Annotated in this window: 16 protein-coding genes and 1 pseudogene; 10 read left to right on the top strand and 7 right to left on the bottom strand. The window is 74.8% G+C overall.

Annotated features, from left to right (window positions below; translation table 11 throughout):
• Positions 1 to 36 precede the first annotated feature (36 nt).
• From J7W19_RS32420 to J7W19_RS32390, 7 genes are all read left to right on the top strand, one after another.
• Complete coding sequence (locus tag J7W19_RS32420) at positions 37 to 627, top strand: P-loop NTPase family protein (RefSeq protein WP_004951438.1); 591 nt, start codon at positions 37 to 39, stop codon at positions 625 to 627.
• Positions 620 to 2,185, top strand: coding sequence for a GMC family oxidoreductase (locus J7W19_RS32415; protein WP_004951442.1), 1,566 nt, complete (start codon positions 620 to 622; stop codon positions 2,183 to 2,185). Before J7W19_RS32420 ends, J7W19_RS32415 begins: the two co-directional genes overlap by 8 nt.
• A 73-nt stretch (positions 2,186 to 2,258) precedes the next feature.
• Entirely contained in the window at positions 2,259 to 3,251 is a 993-nt protein-coding gene (gene truD, locus J7W19_RS32410) for a tRNA pseudouridine(13) synthase TruD (RefSeq protein WP_106429726.1), read from the top strand.
• 12 nt (positions 3,252 to 3,263) lie between these two features.
• On the top strand, positions 3,264 to 4,445 hold the full coding sequence (locus J7W19_RS32405) for an ATP-grasp domain-containing protein (protein ID WP_004951447.1): 1,182 nt from the start codon (positions 3,264 to 3,266) through the stop codon (positions 4,443 to 4,445).
• A gap of 5 nt (positions 4,446 to 4,450) precedes the next feature.
• Positions 4,451 to 5,683, top strand: a complete 1,233-nt coding sequence (locus J7W19_RS32400; protein ID WP_233478210.1) for an MFS transporter — start codon at positions 4,451 to 4,453, stop codon at positions 5,681 to 5,683.
• Positions 5,680 to 7,161: a hypothetical protein gene (locus tag J7W19_RS33330; RefSeq protein ID WP_233478209.1), complete on the top strand. Its 1,482-nt coding sequence runs from the start codon at positions 5,680 to 5,682 to the stop codon at positions 7,159 to 7,161. Before J7W19_RS32400 ends, J7W19_RS33330 begins: the two co-directional genes overlap by 4 nt.
• Positions 7,158 to 8,309, top strand: a complete 1,152-nt coding sequence (locus J7W19_RS32390; protein WP_004956345.1) for an arginine deiminase family protein — start codon at positions 7,158 to 7,160, stop codon at positions 8,307 to 8,309. The genes J7W19_RS33330 and J7W19_RS32390 overlap by 4 nt, the downstream gene beginning before the upstream one ends.
• Before the next feature lie 67 nt (positions 8,310 to 8,376).
• Here J7W19_RS32390 and J7W19_RS32385 read toward each other — a convergent pair whose 3' ends face one another.
• The 4 genes and pseudogenes from J7W19_RS32385 to J7W19_RS32370 form a co-directional block, all read right to left on the bottom strand.
• On the bottom strand, positions 8,377 to 9,036 hold the full coding sequence (locus tag J7W19_RS32385; RefSeq protein WP_004956342.1) for a hypothetical protein: 660 nt from the start codon (positions 9,034 to 9,036) through the stop codon (positions 8,377 to 8,379).
• A 98-nt stretch (positions 9,037 to 9,134) separates the two neighbouring features.
• Positions 9,135 to 9,515, bottom strand: a pseudogene (locus J7W19_RS32380) (hypothetical protein); the annotation flags it as partial.
• A 287-nt stretch (positions 9,516 to 9,802) separates the two neighbouring features.
• A complete protein-coding gene (locus J7W19_RS32375) occupies positions 9,803 to 11,017 on the bottom strand; it encodes an IS110 family RNA-guided transposase (RefSeq protein ID WP_004956465.1) in 1,215 nt (404 codons plus the stop codon).
• 417 nt (positions 11,018 to 11,434) lie between these two features.
• On the bottom strand, positions 11,435 to 11,719 hold the full coding sequence (locus J7W19_RS32370) for a hypothetical protein (protein WP_004955445.1): 285 nt from the start codon (positions 11,717 to 11,719) through the stop codon (positions 11,435 to 11,437).
• A gap of 200 nt (positions 11,720 to 11,919) precedes the next feature.
• Between J7W19_RS32370 and J7W19_RS32365 the strand changes: the two genes are divergently transcribed.
• Positions 11,920 to 12,366, top strand: a complete 447-nt coding sequence (locus J7W19_RS32365; RefSeq protein ID WP_004955443.1) for a hypothetical protein — start codon at positions 11,920 to 11,922, stop codon at positions 12,364 to 12,366.
• Positions 12,367 to 12,424: 58 nt separating this feature from the next.
• Here J7W19_RS32365 and J7W19_RS32360 read toward each other — a convergent pair whose 3' ends face one another.
• On the bottom strand, positions 12,425 to 13,945 hold the full coding sequence (locus J7W19_RS32360; protein WP_004955440.1) for an alpha/beta fold hydrolase: 1,521 nt from the start codon (positions 13,943 to 13,945) through the stop codon (positions 12,425 to 12,427).
• A 228-nt stretch (positions 13,946 to 14,173) separates the two neighbouring features.
• Here J7W19_RS32360 and J7W19_RS32355 point away from each other — a divergent pair, with 228 nt between their 5' ends.
• Both J7W19_RS32355 and J7W19_RS32350 read left to right on the top strand, forming a co-directional pair.
• Positions 14,174 to 15,481: a sensor histidine kinase gene (locus tag J7W19_RS32355; protein WP_233478208.1), complete on the top strand. Its 1,308-nt coding sequence runs from the start codon at positions 14,174 to 14,176 to the stop codon at positions 15,479 to 15,481.
• The gene (locus J7W19_RS32350; RefSeq protein ID WP_004955437.1) at positions 15,469 to 16,122 is read left to right on the top strand and encodes a response regulator transcription factor; all 654 of its coding nucleotides are present in this window, start codon (positions 15,469 to 15,471) and stop codon (positions 16,120 to 16,122) included. Before J7W19_RS32355 ends, J7W19_RS32350 begins: the two co-directional genes overlap by 13 nt.
• A gap of 197 nt (positions 16,123 to 16,319) precedes the next feature.
• Here the strand turns inward: J7W19_RS32350 and J7W19_RS32345 are convergent, their stop codons facing one another.
• Complete coding sequence (locus tag J7W19_RS32345; protein ID WP_201768274.1) at positions 16,320 to 17,438, bottom strand: hypothetical protein; 1,119 nt, start codon at positions 17,436 to 17,438, stop codon at positions 16,320 to 16,322.
• Between the two features lie 148 nt (positions 17,439 to 17,586).
• Positions 17,587 to 18,189 (bottom strand): isochorismatase family protein, encoded by a 603-nt coding sequence (locus J7W19_RS32340; RefSeq protein ID WP_004955433.1) that lies wholly within the window; start codon positions 18,187 to 18,189, stop codon positions 17,587 to 17,589.
• Positions 18,190 to 18,255 lie beyond the last annotated feature (66 nt).

Here is an 18,255-nt window from a genome sequence, read left to right as displayed (position 1 = left end):
GTCCGCAGGTCCCGAACCGGTGGAGAGGAATCGACGGTGCCCCTGCACGTCATCGACCCGGCGCGCCCGCTGCCCCGCCCGCCGGACCGCGTCCTCGTCGCGGGAGGCAGCGGGGCGGGCAAGACCACCGTGGCCGGCAAGCTCGCCGCGCTCTTCGATCTGCCGCGCATCGAGCTGGACGCGCTCTACTACGGGCCCGGCTGGACCGTGCGGCCCGGGTTCGCCGACGACGTCGAGCGGGCGACGCGGCAGCCCCGCTGGGTCACCGAATGGCACTACCCCGAGGTCAACGGGGTGCTGGCGGACCGCGCCGAGCTGCTCGTCTGGCTCGACTACCCCACGGGTCTCACCATGACGAGCCTGCTGCTGCGGACGCTGCAGCGCTCCCTGCACCGCGAGGTGCTGTGGAGCGGCAACCAGGAGGCGCCGCTGCGCACCGTGTTCACCGATCCCGAGAACATCCTGCGCTACGGCTGGGCCACCCGGCACGGCACGCGCGACGAGTTGCGGGCGCTGGCCGCGGCCGGCCGCGGGGACCTGCCGCGTGTGCTGCGGTTCACCCGCCCCGCGGAGCTGGCGCGCTGGCTGATCCGGCAGGGCCGTGAGAGGAGTGTCGCGCGTGCGTGACGTACCGGTGGAATCAAGGGAGTTCGACGAGATCGTGGTCGGCGCGGGGTCGGCCGGCGCGGTGCTCGCCGCCCGGCTGTCCGAGGATCCCGGCCGGCGGGTCCTGCTGATCGAGGCCGGTCCCGACTACCCGGCGGGCTCCCCGCTGCCGGAGGACCTGCGCAACGGGTGTACGCCGTCGATGGTCGCCCACGACTGGGCGTTGACGGCCGTCCGGGACGACGGCACGCCCCTGCCCGTACCGCGCGGCAAGGTGGTCGGCGGCTGCTCCGCGGTCAACACCTGCCTGGCCCTGCGGCCCGTCCCCGACGACTTCGCCCGGTGGGCGCGGGCGGCGGGCGGGGGCGGCTGGTCGTGGCCGGAGATCCTGCCGTACCTCAACCGGCTGGAGGCCGACGCCGATTTCGGCGGCCCGCACCACGGGTCGGACGGCCCGCTGCCGGTCCGCCGCGCCCCGCGCGCCACGTGGACGCCCCTGTCGGCGGCGCTGGTGGACACCGCGGCGGCGGCCGGGCATCCGTACGCCGAGGACCACAACGCGCCCGGGGCCACCGGGGTCGGGCCGCTGCCGCTGAACCTCGCCGACGGCGGGGTGCGCGTCTCCACGGCCGGCGCCTATCTCGGACCCGCGCGCCGGCGCCCCCATCTCACGGTCCTGGCGGGGAGTCCGGTGGACCGGGTCCTGTTCGAGGGGACGCGGGCGACGGGCGTCGCGCTGGCGCGGGCGGACGGCGGGTCGGTCGAGGTGCGCGGGGCGCGGGTCACCCTCTGCGCGGGCGCGTACGGGACGCCCGCCGTCCTGCACCGCTCGGGCGTCGGCCCGGCCGCCGTCCTGCGGGAGCTCGGCGTCGGGGTCGTCGTGGACCTGCCGGGCGTCGGCGCCGGCCTCGTCGACCACTCGCAGGTCGCCATCGGGGTCATCCCCCGGCCGGGCGGGCTCTGCGACCCGCGCGACCCCTGCGCCCAGGTGGTGCTGCGCTACACCGCGCCGGGCTCGGACACCCCCGACGACATGCAGCTGTACGCCCTCAACCACGTCGAACTCGACGTGTACGCCCCGCAGGTGGCCGGCCGGGTGCCGGACGGGCGGGCGTTCATGCTGACCTCGAACCTGATGGCCCCGCGCGGCCGGGGGACGGTCACGGCGGTGTCGCGCGATCCCGCCGTCCCGCCGCGGATCGCCCTCGACCACGCGCGGGACCCGGAGGACCTGCGGCGCCAGCGCGAGGGGGTCCGGCTGTGCTGGGAGCTGCTGCGGCAGCCCGCGTTCGCGGCGCTCACCAAGGAGATCATCGACATGGACGAGGAGACCATCCGGTCGCGGACGGCACTGGACGGCTTCGTGCGGAACGCGGCGCGCACGGCGCACCACCCGATGGGGACCGCGCGCATGGGGTCCGCTGACGATCCCGGGGCCGTCGTGGACGCGTCCTGCCGAGTGCACGGGGTGGAGGGGCTGCGGGTGGCGGACGCGTCGGTGATCCCTGTGCCGCTGCGTGTCAACACGAACCTGGCGGCCGTCGCGGTGGGGGAACGCGTCGCGGCCCTCGGTGGCTGAACCGCCGTTCACGTACCCCTCGGCCCGGCCGTCCCGGCGTGTGGCGGCCACGACTTCCCGCGAGGAGACCACGTTGTTCGTACTCAAGCACCGTCCCGAGGACTTCCGCGTCCGCGAGAACCTCGTCGTCCCGCTCACCGACGACGCCTCGGCCGCACACCGCTACCTCCTGCTGCACAAGCGCGGCTACACCACCATGGAAGCCGTCCGCCTGCTCGCCGACCGCATCGGCGTCGCCGGCCGGGAGGTGCGGTACGCCGGGCTCAAGGACGAGGACGGGGTGACCGAGCAGCTGCTGTCCGTCCCCGCGCGGGCGCTCGCCGACGGGCTCCCCGAATTCCCGGACGGGGAGCGGCGGTTACGGCTGGCGCACTACGGGTACGGGCACGAGCCGCTGGCCGTCGGCGGGCTGGAGGGCAATGCCTTCCGCGTGGTCCTGCGCGACCTGGACGACGGTGCCGCCGGACGGCTCGCCGGGCGGCGCCGGATCAACCTGCTGTTCGTCAACTACTACGACACCCAGCGCTTCGGCGTGCCCGGCGGCCCCAAGCGCACCCATCTCGTCGGCGCCGCGCTCCTGGACGAGGAGTGGGCGCGGGCCCGGCACGAGCTCGCCGGGCTCGGCGCGCCCGAAAGCGCCTCCGCGCGCGACTGGACGGGCCCCGACGAGGACTTCTTCCGCTCGCTCGACCCGCGCACGGTCGCCTTCTATCTGGCGGCGCACTCGTCGTACCGGTGGAACGCCGAGGTCCGCGGGCTGATCGGTGCCGAGCACGCCCGGGACGTGACGGTGGACGGTCTGCCCTACCGCTTCCCGGCCGGCGCGCGGGAGGCGGCGGCCCTGCAGGCGCGCTGCCCCGAGCTGGCGTACACCCGCTACACGTGGGCGGACGGTCCCGAGGAGCACCGGGTCGTGCGGCCGACGGTGGTCCAGACCCTGGTGACGGTCGGCGCGCACGGCCCGGACGACGCCTTCCCGGGCCGCCGGGCGGTCGAGCTGGGTTTCCAGCTCCCCTCCGGCAGTTACGCCACGACGGCGCTGCGCCAGCTCATGACCCAGCGATGACGAGGGCCGTCCATGGCGTTGCTGCTGCTCAACCGCAGGACCATCCTGTCGGACGTGCCGGGCTGGCTGCCCGCCGCCTCGCTGGTCGTCGTCACGGCGGCCTCGGCGGCTGCGGGGGTGCCGCTCCGGGATTTCCGGCACGTGGAGACCGTGCCGGACTACGAGGACGACGCCGCAGTGGACCGTGTCGTCGACGCGCTCTGCCGTGCTCACCGGATCGAACGGGTGCTGACCACGGCGGAGATCGACGTCGTGCGCGCGGCGCGGGCCCGGGAGCGGCACGGGCTGCCGGGCCAGTCGGTCGGGAGCGCCCTGGCCTACCGGGACAAGTACCGGATGAAGCGCCTGGCCGCGCGGGGCGGTGTGCCCGTGGCGCCGATGGCGCGGGTGGACGACGCGGACGGTGTCCGCTCCTTCGCCGCGCGGCACGGGTTCCCGGTGGTGGTGAAGCCGGCCGACGGGGGCGGCTCGGTGGGGGTGCGGGTGCTGCGCGACGCCTCGGCGGCGGCTTGCCCGCCGACCGGAGAGGGGCTGCTCGTGGAGCGGTTCGTCGACGGGGTGGTGTGCCATGTGGACGGGCTGATGGCCGGCGGGCGTGTGCTGCACTCCGTCGCCTCGCGTTATCTGCACTCCAATCTGGACACCGCCGTGCGCGGTGTCCCGAGTGTCAGCGGCATGCTGCCGGCGGACGAGCCGGTGGCGAAGCGGCTGTGCGCGGCCGCCGCCGACACCGTCGCCGCGCTGCCGCCGGTGGCGGAGGTGACGGCCTTCCACGCCGAGTTCTTCCACACGCCGGACGACGGGATCGTGCTGTGCGAGATCGCCTGCCGGCCGGGGGGCTGCGGCATCCCCGAGGCGTTCGAGCTCACCACCGGGGTCAATCCGTACGCGGCCCAGTTGCGCGGGCAGGCCGGGCGGATCCGCGACGTCGAGGTGGCCGGCGGGCGGGCGCGGCACGGCTGGGCCTGGTTCCCGCCGCGGGCCGGTGTGCTGCGGCGCCTTCCCGCCCGCTGCCCGCTCCCCAGCACCGTCCGCTATACCGCCCACGGCCGGGTGGGGGCGCGCTACGGGGGGCCCGCGTCCAGCACGGACCGCGTCGCCGAGCTGGTCTTCCGCGTCGACGACGGGCGTCCTCTGGAGGATGTGCTGCGGGAGGTCGACGACTGGTGGGCCGGGGCCGTCCGATGGGGGTGACCGGGGTGGCGCCCGGCCGCGGGTTCATGACGGCCATGGTCGTGGACGCGCTGGGCAGCGGTGTGTGGATCACCTTCTCCCTGCTGTACTTCACGTACGGGCAGGGGATGGCGCTCACCTCGGCGGGGGCCGCGCTCAGTACCGGGTCGCTGGCCGCGCTGCTGGCCGGCGGGCTGGCGGTGGGCGCGCTCGCCGACCGGATGGGTCCGTTCCGCGCGGCGACGCTCAGTTGCGCGCTCCGCGCCGCCGCGTTCCCCTGCTATCTGGCCGCCGACCGGCCGGCCGCCGTGGCCGCCGTCGCCTTCGCGGTGAGCTTCGGCGACCGCCTGTACTGGGCGGCGCACGGCGGGCTGGTGGCCGTGGTCACCTCGGCCGAGCAGGCGCGGCGCGGCATGTTCGCGCTGCTGAACAGCCTGCGCAATGTGGGTCTTGGTGTGGGTGCGCTGGGTGTGGCGCTGGGGGCGTCCTTCGAGGATCGTGGCGGGACGGCGCTGTGGCACAGCATCCCGCTGGTCAACGCGGCGAGTTTCGCCGTCGCGGGGGTGCTGTTCCGGGTGACCGGGCGCCGGGTGCCGCCCGTGCCGGCCGCGAGCGGGGGCGACGTGCCCGCGGCCTCGTACCGTACGGTGCTCGCGAACCGCCGCTTCCTCGCGTTCACGGGGGCGACGCTCGCCATCACGCTCTCCAGCGTCGCCTTCGACTCGATCCTGCCGGTGTATCTGCGGTGGCTGGAGATGCCGGTGTGGACGCCGCCGGCGGCGTACGTGCTCTCGTGCGTGGCCATTCCGGCGTTCCAGCCGCTGGCGCTGCGGCTGGGGCGGGAGCGGTCGCCGATGCGGTTGATGGCGGTGGCCGCTGTGTTGATCGCGGCGGGTCTGGGCGGGCTGGTGGCGGCCGGGCGGTTCGGCACGGCGGGGGCCGCGGCGCTGGTGGCGGGGCTGGTCCTGCTGTTCAGCCTCGGGGAGGCGCTGTTCGGGGCGGTGGCCATGACCATCGTGCTGTCCTTCGCGTCGTCCTCGGACGCCGGCCGCTACAGCGCCTTCTACCAGTTGGTCTGGGGGGTGTCGGGGGCGCTCGGCCCGGCCGTGCACACGCTGTTGTTCTCGGTGTCCGGCGGCACGCCGTGGCTGGTGATGGCCTGTGCGCTGCTGGTGGCCGCCGTCGTGTACCGCGGGCTGGACAGGACGGCGGTGCGCGCGGCGCGCCCCGCCGCCGCCGGCCGGAAGGGAGAGGCATGAACCCCACGGAACTCACCGAGACGGTCACCCGGGCGCTGCGGCGGTTCTGGGCCGGGCGCCGGGCGGTGCTGCTGCTCGACGACTTCGATCACCGGGCCCGTTCGCTGGTCGACGAACTGCGGGTGTGCGGCGCCGAGGTGGGTGCCGTCGTCGCGCGTACCGGGCCGGGGCCCGGGGCGCCGCGGGTCGGTCCGGGCTGGTACTGCTCGGACTCGGAAGGGGAGTTGACGCGTCCGGAGTTCGAGGCGTGGCTGCGGGACCCGTCGGCGGGCGTGCGGGACTGGCTGGACGGCCTGGATCCGGCGCGCGCTTGGGTGGCGCTGGGGACGCCCCGCACCGGCGTGGCGGAGTTCTGCGGGCGTCCGGTGCACGGGTGGCGGCGGCCGGAGTGGGCCGCCGTCGAGGACAAGACGACGATCGACCGGATGTGGGAGGCGGCCGGGGTGGCCTCGCCGCCGCATTTCGTGGCGGCCGTGGACGAGTTGTCGCGGGTGGCGTCGGGCGTGGGGCGGGTGGCCGGGATGGTGGGGGCGGGTGGGTCGGCTGGGGTGGCCGGCGGGCTCGGGACGGATCGGATGGCCGGGGCGACGGATGCGGCCGGGGTGGCCAGTGGGCCCGGGGCGGATCGGGTGGCCGGGACGGCCGGTGGGGCCTGGGCGGACCGGGTGGCCGAGGTGGCCGGGGCGGCCGGGGCGGCCGGGGCGGCCGGGGTCGTGGTGGCGGCCGATTCGACGCGCGGCCATGTCGGGGACGCGCTGGGGCTGCGCTGGGTGCCCGACCCCGGGCGGCTCCCGGGCGTCGTCGGGGACTTCGCCGGCCGGGCGGAGCGGGTGCGCGTCGCCCGCTTCGTGGACGGCGTGCCGTGCAGTGTGCTGGGCATGGCCCTGGCCGACGGAGTGGCGGTGTTCTCGCCCATCGAGATCGTCACGCTCGGCGACCCGGCCACCGGGCGGTTGCTGTTCTGCGGCTCGTCCACGTTCTGGCGGCCGGGGGCGGCGGCCGAGGACGACATCCGGGGGGCGGCGCGCCGCGCGGGCACGGAGCTGGTCCGGGCGACCGGCTACCGCGGGCTGTTCAGCGTGGACGGGCTGCTCACCCCGGACGGCTTCACCGCCACGGAGCTCAACCCCCGGCACGCCTCCGGTCTCGGGCTGCGGGCCGCCCTGCCCGACTTCCCGCTCTACCTCCACCACCGCGCGGTGCAGGAGCGCCTGCCGGGTCTCGACACCATCACCCACGCCGATCTGGAGCGGCTGGTGCGGGAGTTGGTGGCGGCCACGCCGTCGGCGTCCCTGGCGGTGGGCGCGGTGCGCGTCGAGGCCGTGCCCGGCGGCCCGCCGGACCACCGGGCCGGGCCGGCGTGCGCGCGTGCGGCGGCCGGCCTGGGCGAGCCGGGCCTGCGCGCCTTCCCCCTCGGTCTTCCTTCCGCTCCCCCTCTCCCGCCGTGTGAACCGGACGACGAAAGGTGTACGGCATGAATCACTCCACTCCCCTTCCCCTGGTCAACTCCTGGAACGAATGGGACCCGTTGCGGGAGATCATCGTCGGCGTCGCCGACCGCGCCTGCTTCGAGCCGGCCGAACCCGGCTACCGTCCGGCGCTGCGCGACTCGGACGAGCCCTTCCCCACCGGCCCGAAGCCGGCCGAGATGGTCGACCGGGCCAACGAGCAGCTGGACGGCCTGGTGCGGGTGCTCCAGGGGCAGGGCGTCACGGTGCGCCGCCCGGACGCCCTCGACCTCACGCGCCCGCTGAAGACGCCGACGTTCGAAGTGGCCAACCAGTACTGCGTGGTGTGCCCGCGCGACGTGATGATCACGTTGGGCAACGAGATCGTCGAGGCCACCATGTCGCGGCGGGCCCGCTACTTCGAGTACCAGGCGTACCGGAAGCTGGTCTACTCGTACTGGAACGCCGATCCCCGCGTCGCGTGGACGGTCGCGCCCAAGCCGTCCATGGCCGACGCCATGTACCGGGAGGACTTCTGGGAGTGGCCGCTGGAGAAGCGCCACGCCGAGATGCACAACTCGGAGTTCTGCGTCACCCAGGACGAAGTGGTCTTCGACGCCGCCGACATGAGCCGCTTCGGCCGTGACGTCCTGGTGCAGGAGTCGATGACCACCAACCGGGCCGGCATCCACTGGCTCAGGCGCCATCTGGAGCCGCGGGGCTTCCGGGTGCACCCGGTGCACTTCCCGCTCGACTTCTTCCCCTCCCACATCGACTGCACCTTCGTACCGCTGCGTCCGGGGCTGGTGCTCACCAATCCGGAGCGGCCGCTGCGGGAGGGCGAGGAGCGGATGTTCCACGACAACGGCTGGGAGCTGGTCGAGGCGCCGCAGCCGACGTCCGCGAACGACGAGATGCCGCGCTACTGCCAGTCCTCCAAGTGGCTGTCGATGAACGTGCTCAGCGTCTCCCCGAGCACGGTCGTCTGCGAGGAGCGGGAGAAGCCGCTGCACGACCTGCTGGACAAGCTGGGTTTCGAGGTGCTTCCGGTGCCGTTCCGGGACGTCTTCGAGTACGGCGGGTCGCTGCACTGCGCGACGTGGGACGTGCGCCGGGAGGGCACGATGGAGGACTACTTCCCGCGGCTGGAGTACACCCCCGTCGCCCCGGCCGTCTGACCCGGCGCGGTGCGGCGGGCGTGAGCACGTGGGAGGGGGCGTACGCCCGTTGTGCCTCCTCCCACGGTCACCCGGCCGTGCCGGTGCGCCAGGCGTCGAACTCCTCGGGCGTCGTGACCTCGTGGTCGAGGACCGCGCGGTAGACGTCGTAACCGGGGGTGCCGTCCCCGGGCCGCGCGGCGAGCGCCCGCTTGATCCGGAGGATACGGACGCGGTGCGCGTCGGTCAGCCGTGGCGGCAGGGCGCGGACGTGCGCGAGGTCGGGCTGGCGGTCGGGCTCGTCGACGAACCAGATGTCGAGCGTCCACTCCCGGCCGGCCGCCGAGCGGTACTCCACGCCCAGGTAGAGGCCGTCCGGGTACATCGGGTCGGTGTTCCAGTGGCCGGTGTCGTCGCGGAAGCGGACCTGCCGGACCCTGTCGTGCACCGCCAGCGCGGCGCCGATGTCCGCGACGGCCTTGGGGGCGCCCGCGCCCAGGTCCGGGCAGACCACGGTGATGTCGATGTCCCGGCGCACCATCAGCCCCAGCGCCGAACTGCCCACGCGCACGGGCTCGCCGCACTTCGCCAGCAGTCCGGCCAGCCCCAGGTCGCCGACCGCTTCGTCGGCCTCGGCCTGCAGGGCCTGCTGCTCCGCGAGGATCGCGGCCGGGTCCTCGGCCGGCGTGGGAACGGGCGCTTCACCGCCCGCGGTTGCCCGGGACGGCACCTTCGGTTCCGCGGTCATGGCTCCCCCCTGGTGTGGTGATCTCGATGGCACCACCCACCGTACCCGTCGGCACTGACAGTCCTGCATCGCCGTCCCCCCGGCTGGTCGCTGCTGGACGCGGCGGCCGCCGCGTCCAGCAGCGACCAGCCGTCGACCGTCACCGCCCGCCGCTCCCCCGGCCGCCACCCGCGGACCGTCGCCGCGTCCAACAGGGCGCGGACGGCACCCGGTTCGTGCAGGTTGAGGGAGGCGCCCCGGACATGCCCCACGTCCCCGGAGCCCAGCGGCGCCCCGCCGGGGACGTACCGGCCGGGGCCCTCGGCGAAGACGACCCGCAGCGCACCGCCGGTACCGGCCGGCTGCGGGTACAGCGTGAGGGTCTGACGGCAGCCCGGCGAGCCGCCGCCGCCCGGCGCGCGATGGCTGTGGCGGAGCGTCCACAGGTACGACCGGCCGTCGGCGACCAGGCGGCGGGGTCGGTTCGGGTGGCGCGGCATGGGGCGAACGTACGGGATCCGGAGGCGTGGTGATCCGGGCCTTCGTCGTGATCCGGTCCTTCGGCGGGGGGGGCGCCCTGGCCGTGGGGGGGTGCCCCTATCTGTTTCGTCAACCCTGGCGGGGCTGGTTCGTAGGGGTTCGTGCTGGTTTTCGGGAACGTCCCGCGAAGCGGGATGTTCCCGGCGGCTCGGGTGCGGTGCGGGCAGGGCGGTGGCCGGCGTGGCGGGGGTGGCCGTGCCGGTGACGGGATGGAGCGGGCTGGAAGAGGCAGGGGGTGGGGTGGGTGTCAGGCAGCGAGGTCGAGGGCGCGGGGTTCGTAGAGGGTGCCGTTGCGGATCATCGCGTGGATGACGTTCACGCGTTGCCGGGCCAGGCGGAGGATCGCCTGGGTGTGAGTCTTGCCGCGGGTTCGCTGGCGGTCGTAGTAGATCCGCGAGGACGGGTCGCTCTTGCAGCCGGTCGCGGCGAACGCGGCCTGGAACAGGGCGCGTTTGAGGAGCCGGTTGCCGCGGTGGGGAGCGTGCTCGCCGCGGATGGAGGTGCCCGAGGACTTCGTTGCGGGGGCGAGTCCGGCGTAGGAGGCGAGGTGTCCGGCGGTGGGGAAGCCGGTGCCGTCACCGATCGCGACGATCACCGCGGCGGTGGTCCTGACGCCCATGCCGGGCAGGGACGTCAGGAGGTGGAAAAGAGGGAGGGCCTCCAGCAGGGCGGCGATCTCCTGCTCGGTGGCCTGTCGCTGGGTGTGGGCGGCGGCGAGCTGAGCGGCCAGGCCCGGAACGATCAGCGCGGACGCCTCGGTGCCGGGAACGACGAGAGTCTGCTCGGCCAGCGCGTCGGAGATCTCCCCGGCCAGCTGCTTCGCCTTGCGCGAGCCGTGCGCTTTGAGCAGGGCCTCGCAGCGGGCCCGGCCGAGTCTCTTCAGCTTCGCCGGGGAGCCGTGCCGGGCCAGGAGGGCTTGGACGTAGGGGTAGGCCAGGCGCGGGCCGAGCACGCGTTCCAGGGAGGGGTGGATCTGGGAGAGCAGGCCGCGCAGCCGGTTGGTGGTGCGGTTCACCTCGCCGGCCAGGTCGTTGTCGTAGCCGGTGAGCATGGTCAGCTCGGCCAGTACCTCGTCGTCACGGTCCACCGCGCGCAAGGTGTGCGGCATGGTCCGGGCGGTCTCGGCGATCACGAACGCGTCGCGGGCGTCTGTCTTGGCCTCACCGGGATGCAGGTCGGCGGCCCGCCGCATCGACAGTCCCGGCAGGTAGGCCACCCGGCACCCGCTCGCGCGGGCCACCGTCAGCGGCAGCGCGCCGATGTTGGCGACCTGGTCCACGATCACCAGGACGGTACCGAACTTCGCCACCAGCTTGGTGAACAGCTCCAGCAGTTTCGGCTCGGTGTTGGGCAGCCGCTTGTCGTGCACGGTCCTGCCGTCCCCGGTCCGGCCGTGGGCGTGGTGGAACTCCTTGCCCAGGTCCAGGCCGAGGAAGAGATCTGTCGCGGTCGTGTCGACCATGTGCGCGTGCCCCTCGCCACTCGTCTCCCCAACTCCCGGCCGTCCCTGCGGCACCACACGCCGGCAACCACGTTACGCAGACATGCCACCCGTGAAGCGGTCCGGCATTGCGCCGAACCAGAGTGGTCGTCAGGCCCCTCATCAGCGGTCAAGCGGTGCCCCGAAGCCCGGCGGCAACACCCCCCAGGTCATGTACTTCGACAGGGGGCACACAGCCATACCGAGCCCGGGGGCCAGGCGCCCCGTTGCGGGGCCACGGAAAAGGTAACGGGGCGTGGTGCGTGATGCCCGTGTCCGTACGGTCGGCGGTGCCGGTGCTCACCGATCCGACGGTGTGGCGGCCAGCGGGGGAGGTGACCCGCTGTCCGGAGGACGGCGGATCGTTTTCGGCCATGCCATCGGCGTGCCGTTCTTCGATCATTTCGCGCGTGCCGGCGAGACGGCCGCCGTGTTCCACGGCGGGACGGCCGCGATGTCCGGGACGGAGAGCGTGCCCGTCGCGGTGCCGGGATGCGGCCGGGCGGCCGGGTCCTCGTCGTCGACGCCGTCGTCCCGCGCGGAACGAGCCGCACGTGGGCAAGACGCCGGCAGGGAGCGCACGGAGCGGGATTTCCGGGTCCTCTTCGGAGCGGCCGGTCCGCGTCCGTCCCGGGTGGCCCCCTCGCCGTCGGTGCTGTCGACCGTCGAGGGCGTGTCGGCCACCGGGTGACGGAAAAGGCCACCCGTCCGTCCGCCGTTCGCGCTCACGGGGACGATGTTCGCAAAGGTGACCGATCGGTTTCGTGCGTTCTCGGCTTGGCCGCATCCGGCGCTGTGTCGGGCGCCCGGACACCGTGAGATGGGGGGACGCGCCCGGCGGCGACCGGCCGTCGGCGCACGGACCGCGAGAGAGGAACCCCGCCATGGCTCCCATCCCGGTGAAACCCGGAATCTACAAGGTCCACGCCCACATCATCGGCCCGACGTCCCTGCTGACCGCCACCGAGCACGCCCTCAAGCACGGCGCTCCCGTCATCACCGACCGGCTGAACCCGCTCCCGATCGAGCAGGAGTGGGCCGTCGAGCCCGCCGAGCCCGTGCCGGGCGCGCCCTATGTGATCCACCTGGCGTATCACGGGGAGGCCGGCCTCGTGGTCCAGGAGGACAAGTTGTGGGTGAACGCCGCTCCCCGTCCGGAGTGGGCGCAGTTCACGTTCGAGCGCGTCATCGGCGGGGTGAAGATCCTCTCCGACAAGGGCCTCGCCCTGCGCGCCGGCCACCGCGGCGCGCAGATCCAACTCACGGCGCCGCAGCCGGAGTTCCAGGAGACCTGGACCCTGGAGTTCATTCGGCCGCTCGGCGAGGAGTGACCCGGTAGGGGGACGCGGAGGGGTGGCCGACGGCCGGCGGCCACCCCTCCGGTCCCCGTCAGCTCTCCGCGGAGCAGACGGTGTACGGCGGCTGCCCGGCCGGGTCGTTCAGGTAACGCAGGAGCTTTTCGTTCGCGCACGGTGAGGTGTAGGCGGCGCCGTGTCCGTCGGCGTCGGCCAGCAGGACCCGGGTGGTGGGCGGGAGCCGGCGCAGGACGGCGAGGGCGTTGGTCAGGGGGGTGGCCGGGTCGTGGAGGTTGTTGGCGAGGAGGATTCCGGAGCGCGGGGAGACCCGGGGCACGCGCGGCGGATCGGTGACCGGTGACGGGTGTCCGGCGCAGTCTCCGGCGACGTCCCAGAAGACCGTGGCGCCGAAGCGGGGTGCCGTGCGGCGGAGGCGGTCGGTGTGTTCGGACAGGGCGCGGTACCGGGACGGCATGGGGAAGTCCGAGCACAGCACCGCCCGGGTGAGGCCCTCCGTTCCCGCGTCCTTGTCGCCGCCGAGCGGGTGCGCGAAGCCCGAGGCGTCGCCGTCGGCGGCGGCGCGCAGCGAGCGGGCGAGGCGGGGCCAGCCGTAGTCCTCCAGTCGCCCGCCGCTCATGTGGCGGGCCGCCGCCTTCCGCACGTCGTCGCCGGTGATCCGCCGGCCGGCGCCGGGGGCGGGCAGGGAGGGGGCGGCGGCCAGCCGGTCGAAGACGGCTCCGGCGTCCCGGCCGTGCAGGGCGCAGGCGCTGTTCTCCGCGCACCAGCGGGTGAACCGGGTGAAGGCGTTCTCCACGCCGGCCGCGTTGCGGGCGGCGAACTCGGGGAGGTCCACCGAGTGGTCGACCAGGCCGTCGAGGACCAGTGCCCGCGGTGGGTGCCGCCGGTAGCGGTCGAGGTAGGCGGCGGCGAAGACGGTGCCGTAGGAACCGGCGTAGGCCACGAGGCCGTCGCGCTGCCCGATGGCCTTGCGGAGGACCTCGATGTCCTGGGCGGTGTCGTCGGCGGAGAGGTGCCTCGCCGGTTCGCCGGTCCGGCGCAGGCAGCTCTCGGCGAACGCGCGGTTCGCGGCGGCCGTCGCGTCGAGCGCCGCCTGTGAGGTGATCGCCGAGGGCCGGTCGGGTGCGGGCCGGTCGCAGCGCATCGCGGCGCTGCCGCCGACCCCGCGCGGGTCGAACAGCACCACGTCGCGGTTCTCCCGCCACCGCTGAAGCTTCATCAGGGGACCGATCTCCCGCAGGTACGCGATGCCCAGGCCGGGGCCGCCGGGGATGAGGAGGATCGGGGGTTCCCGCCGGGCCGACGGGCGGGCGGCGGGGATCCGCTCCAGTCTCAGCCGGATGCGCGGGCCGTCCGGCCGGGCGTGGTCGACGGGGACGGGGAGTTCGGCGCACTGGGCCGGCATCCCGTCCTTGGTCCCGCAGTCCCGCCAGGCCGGTGCGGGGGTGCCGGCGCCGGCGCTCCCGTCGGGAACGGCGCCCGCGGGTCCCCCTGCCAGGGCGAGGGCCACCGCGCCCAGGGCGGCGGCGGTCCGCAGTGCCCGCCGGGCGCGTGGGGCGGGCCCCCGCCGGGGTTCCGGTGCGGTTTCGGAAGACATGTGGGGTCCTTTCGTCGGGGGCGCGCGGCTGCCATATCGCCTTGTCCGCGCGCCGGGGGGACGTCCGTCCCGGCAGTCTGTGCCGCGGGAGGGCCGCGGCGCGCTCGGGCGGCCACCCGGATCCCCGGTACCGTCAGCGGTACCCCGTGCACGGCCGCCCGCCGGCCGGCCGTCCCCGCCTCTTCCCCGCCCTGTCGACGGCGGCCCGTCCCGGCCTACAGTGCACGGGTGATCAGTCAAACGGCTTTGTTGGGGCGGCCTTTGCCGTTCGACGGGATACGCAACGGGACCGCGACCGTGGTCGCCGCGCTCGGCCGGCTCGCCGGTGGTCTGGGGACCGCGCTGGGCGCGCTCGCCGCCCTGTCCTGGGCGGTGCTGGTCGTCCTCCTCTGCCCCGTGGGCGTGGGGGTGGTGCTGCTGCCGACCGTGCCGCGCGCGCTGCGTGCCGCCGCCGGGCGCGAGCGCCGACGGCAGGCCCGCCGGGGCCGGATGATCGTCGCCCCCTATGCGACGCCCGCGCCCGGGCTCGGTCCGGTGGCCCGGTTCCGGGCCGTGCTGGCGGATCCCGCGACGGGCCGGGACGCCCGGTGGGCGCTGCGGCATGGCGTCTCGGGGCTGCCGGCCGGTCTCCTCGGCCTGTTGCTGCCGGTCCTGGTGGTGCGGGAGACCGCCTACCCGCTCTACTGGTGGCTGCTCCCCCGCTCCATGGCGACCTCCGGGCTCGGGTTCCGGGCCGAGGGCTGGCCGGTGGCGGTGGCCGTGGGCGTGGAGGGGCTGGGCTGGTGCGTCGTGACGGCCCTGCTCCTGCCGCGTCTCGCCCGGTCGCAGGAGCGGGCGGCGGCCCGGCTGCTCGGCCCGCATCCGAGCGTCGATCTGACGCGGCGGATCGCCGAGGTCACGGCGAGCAGGGCCGCCGCCCTGCGCGCGCACGCCGCCGAACTCCGCCGGATCGAGCGGGCGTTGCATGACACGGTGCAGAACCGGCTGGTGGGCGCGGCCCTGTTGATCGGGACCGCCCGGCGGGCCGGCGTCCGGGACGCCGGCCGGGCGGACGGGCAGCTGGAGCGCGCCCAGACGGCCGTCGAGGAAGCGCTGGCCGAGCTGCGCGCGGTGGGGCGCGGCGTGTTCCCCTCCGTTCTGGAGGAGCGGGGGCTGGACGGAGCCGTGGCGGGGCTGGCGGCCGAGTGCGCGGTGCCCTGCCGGGTCGACGTCGGGCCGCTCGGGCAGCCGTCCGCCTCCGCCGCGGCGACGGCGTACCACGTCGTGGCCGAGGCGCTGGCCAACGTCGTCCGGCACAGCGGGGCCGCCCGGGCGGAGGTGACGATCCGGCGCGCGGGGGACGTCCTGCGCGTCCGGGTCCACGACGACGGCCGCGGCGGTGCCCGGGAGCGGGCACCCGAGGGGGCGGGACGCGCGGGCGGTACCGGGCTGGCCGGGATGCGGCACCGTGTGGAGGCCCTGGACGGGAGCCTGGCGTTCACCAGCCCGGTCGGCGGGCCGACCGTGGTGGAGGTGGAGCTGCCGTGCGCGTGGTGATCGCCGACGACGACACTCTGATCCGGGAGGGGCTGGCCGCGCTGCTGACGGCCGAGGGCTGCGACGTCGCGGCGGCGGTGGCGCACCCGGACGACCTGTCGGACGCGGTGGCCGCCCACCGGCCCGACGTCGCCGTCGTGGACGTCCGGATGCCGCCCACGCACACCGACGAGGGCATCCGGGCCGCCGTCCGCGTCCGGCGGTTCCCGCACCCGCCCGCGGTGCTCATCCTGTCCGCGCACGCCGAGCAGTCGTTCGCCACCGAGCTGCTGGCGGACGGTGCGGCGGGGATCGGCTACCTGCTGAAGGAACGGGTGGGCCGGGTCGAGGAGTTCGTCGACGCGCTGCGCCGCGTGGCGGGCGGCGGCACCGCCATCGACCCCGAGGTGGTCTCCCGGCTGCTCGCGCGGCGGCGGGCCGTGGACGCCGTCGCCGGCCTGACCGCGCGCGAACGCGAGGTCCTGGCCCTGATGGCGCAGGGGCTGGGCAACGCGGCCCTCGCCCGTCGCCTCGGCGTCAGTGACAACGCCGTGCAGAAACACATCAGGAAGATCTTCGCGAAGCTCGGTCTGCCGCCCGACGACGAGGTGGACCGTCGGGTGGTGGCCGTCCTGCGCCATCTGGAGGCGCTGGGCCGCTGAGGTGGGGCCGGGGGCTCGGCCTGTGCTCGCGGCGCGTTGGGTGTGGATGACGACGCTGTCCGGCCGCGCGAGGGTCGGCTGAGCGCCGGTCGCCGGTCCGAGCCCGCACCGCCTGCGCCGCCCGGTCCGACCGGGGCTCTTGTCGGCCGAAGCCGGGGCACGGAGGGAGCGCCGAGAGGCCGGCGGCGTCGGCCCGCTCACTGTGCGGACGGAAAGCCGGGCCGCCCCACTGACGGCGATGCGGTGAGCGTCGGGCAAGAAGGACCGGGGGCTCGGCTTGTGTTACGCGGCGCTCCCCCGTGCGGGCTCGGAGCCGGGCCGGCCCCGGCGGCGGTGCCGCGATGAACGTCGGGTTGGGGAGACGAGGGGGGCAACGCGCTCTCGCTCGCCGTCAGTTCCGTCAGTGCGAAGCAGCCGACGCACAGGGCGAGCAGGCCGGCGATCAGGTCGGCGGTGTTGCCGACGCCCAGCAGGGCCGATGTGTCCGGCGAGCGGCCCACGTCCATCCAGCCGCCGGACCCGAAGGCGACGCCCACTCCCGTCCAGGCCATGGCCAGCGGCACGCCCACCCGGACCCGTCCCCATCGGCGGAACACCAGCGCGTACAGGCCGGCCGCCCCGGCCAGCGCGCCCAGGCCGTGGACCAGGTCGCCGGTGCGGCCGATGGCGTTGCGGTGGGCGGTCCACTCCGCGTTCATGCCGAGGTCGGAGCCCAGTCCCCACAGCAGGCGAAGGGCTCCCGAGCAGACGAGGAATCCCAGGGCGAGCCCGGTGAGCACCCGCTGCATGCCCTGGGTGCCGGCCGGATCGGTCAGGTCCCGGACGCGGGTACGCAGCAGTCTTCCCCAGCGCTCGTCGGCGTACAGGGCGAACGCCGCGAGGAGGACCAGCCCTTCGGCGCAGAGCCCGCCGTAGACGACGCCGAACACCCAGGGCCTGAGCATGTCGTCGGACAGGGCCGGATTCTCCGCGCCGGTCGCCGCGATGACGCCTTGGCCGACCGGCAGGGCGATCATCAGCGCGACGAGCATGCCCGTCGCCACCCACATCGGGAAGAGGATCGGCCACGCGCGCACGTGCCGTCCTCCGGGCCGGGTCAGGACGTGGGCGATCAGCGCCGCGATCGCGTCCATCCCGAATGTCACCGCGTTGGCCGCGATCCACTGTGCCCGCGACAGGCTGCCGAGGTCCCGCACCCCGACGTCGGCTCCGGCGACCCAGAGCAGTTTCAGTACCAGGTACGGCAGACAGGCGACGACGGCCAGCCGGGCGAGGATGCGGCGCCGGCGGGCCCGGCGTTCGGAGTGGTCAGGCATGGACACGACTCTGGCGCGCCGGGCCCGGCGGCTCGTCATGCCATGGGACGGGGCTCCTCCCCCGTGCGGCGGAGCGGCCTTCGTCCGGCCGCCGTACGGGGTGTGGTGGTCGCGTGGCGGTCGAGGCGGGCGGCGACTCGCCCGTGGCTCAGGGCATAAGGTCCCGCACCCGGGGGGCGACGGGTCCGAAGAGGTCCCTGATGGTCGTGAGGGCCGCGGTGTGGAGAGTGGCGGCGGGGACGGTGGTGCCGTCGGGTGCCGTCAGGGAGCGGGTGGCGGTGGCCTCGGCGACGACGGTGGGGCGGTAGCCGAGGGTGAAGGCGCCCTGGGCGGTGTAGCTGACGCACATGTGGGTCATAAAGCCGGCCAGTACCAGGTCGGGTCCGGCGTCCAGGGTGCGCAGGGTCGTCTCCAGGCCGGTGGCGTGGAAGGCGTCGGGGAACTGCTTGACCACCACCGGTTCTCCTTCCAGGGGAGCGACCTCGGCACTGATCGCGCCGATGTCGGCCCGGATGTCGTACAGGGTGCCGGCGCCGCCGTCGTTGACCACGTGCACCACCGGGGCGCCGGCGGAACGGGCGGCGCCCAGCAGCCGGGCACCGGCGGCCAGGGCGGCCTCGGCGCCGTCGAGGGCCATGACGCCGGTGCGGTAGGTGTTCTGGAAGTCGATCATGATCAGCGTGCTGTCCTCCAGCCGCGGGAGCCGGCCGTCCAGGCCGAGGACGTCGCGCAGGGTCGTCGAAGCGGGCATGGGATGTTTCCTTTCGGATCGCCGCAAAAGGGATGCGGCTGGGTATGCGGAAGCCGGGGGGTGGCC

The sequence above is a fragment of the Streptomyces mobaraensis NBRC 13819 = DSM 40847 genome, from assembly GCF_017916255.1.
Lineage (GTDB): Bacteria > Actinomycetota > Actinomycetes > Streptomycetales > Streptomycetaceae > Streptomyces > Streptomyces mobaraensis.
The sequence above is the reverse complement of the archived record's forward strand: the minus strand, read 5'-3'. Positions and strand labels throughout refer to the sequence as shown.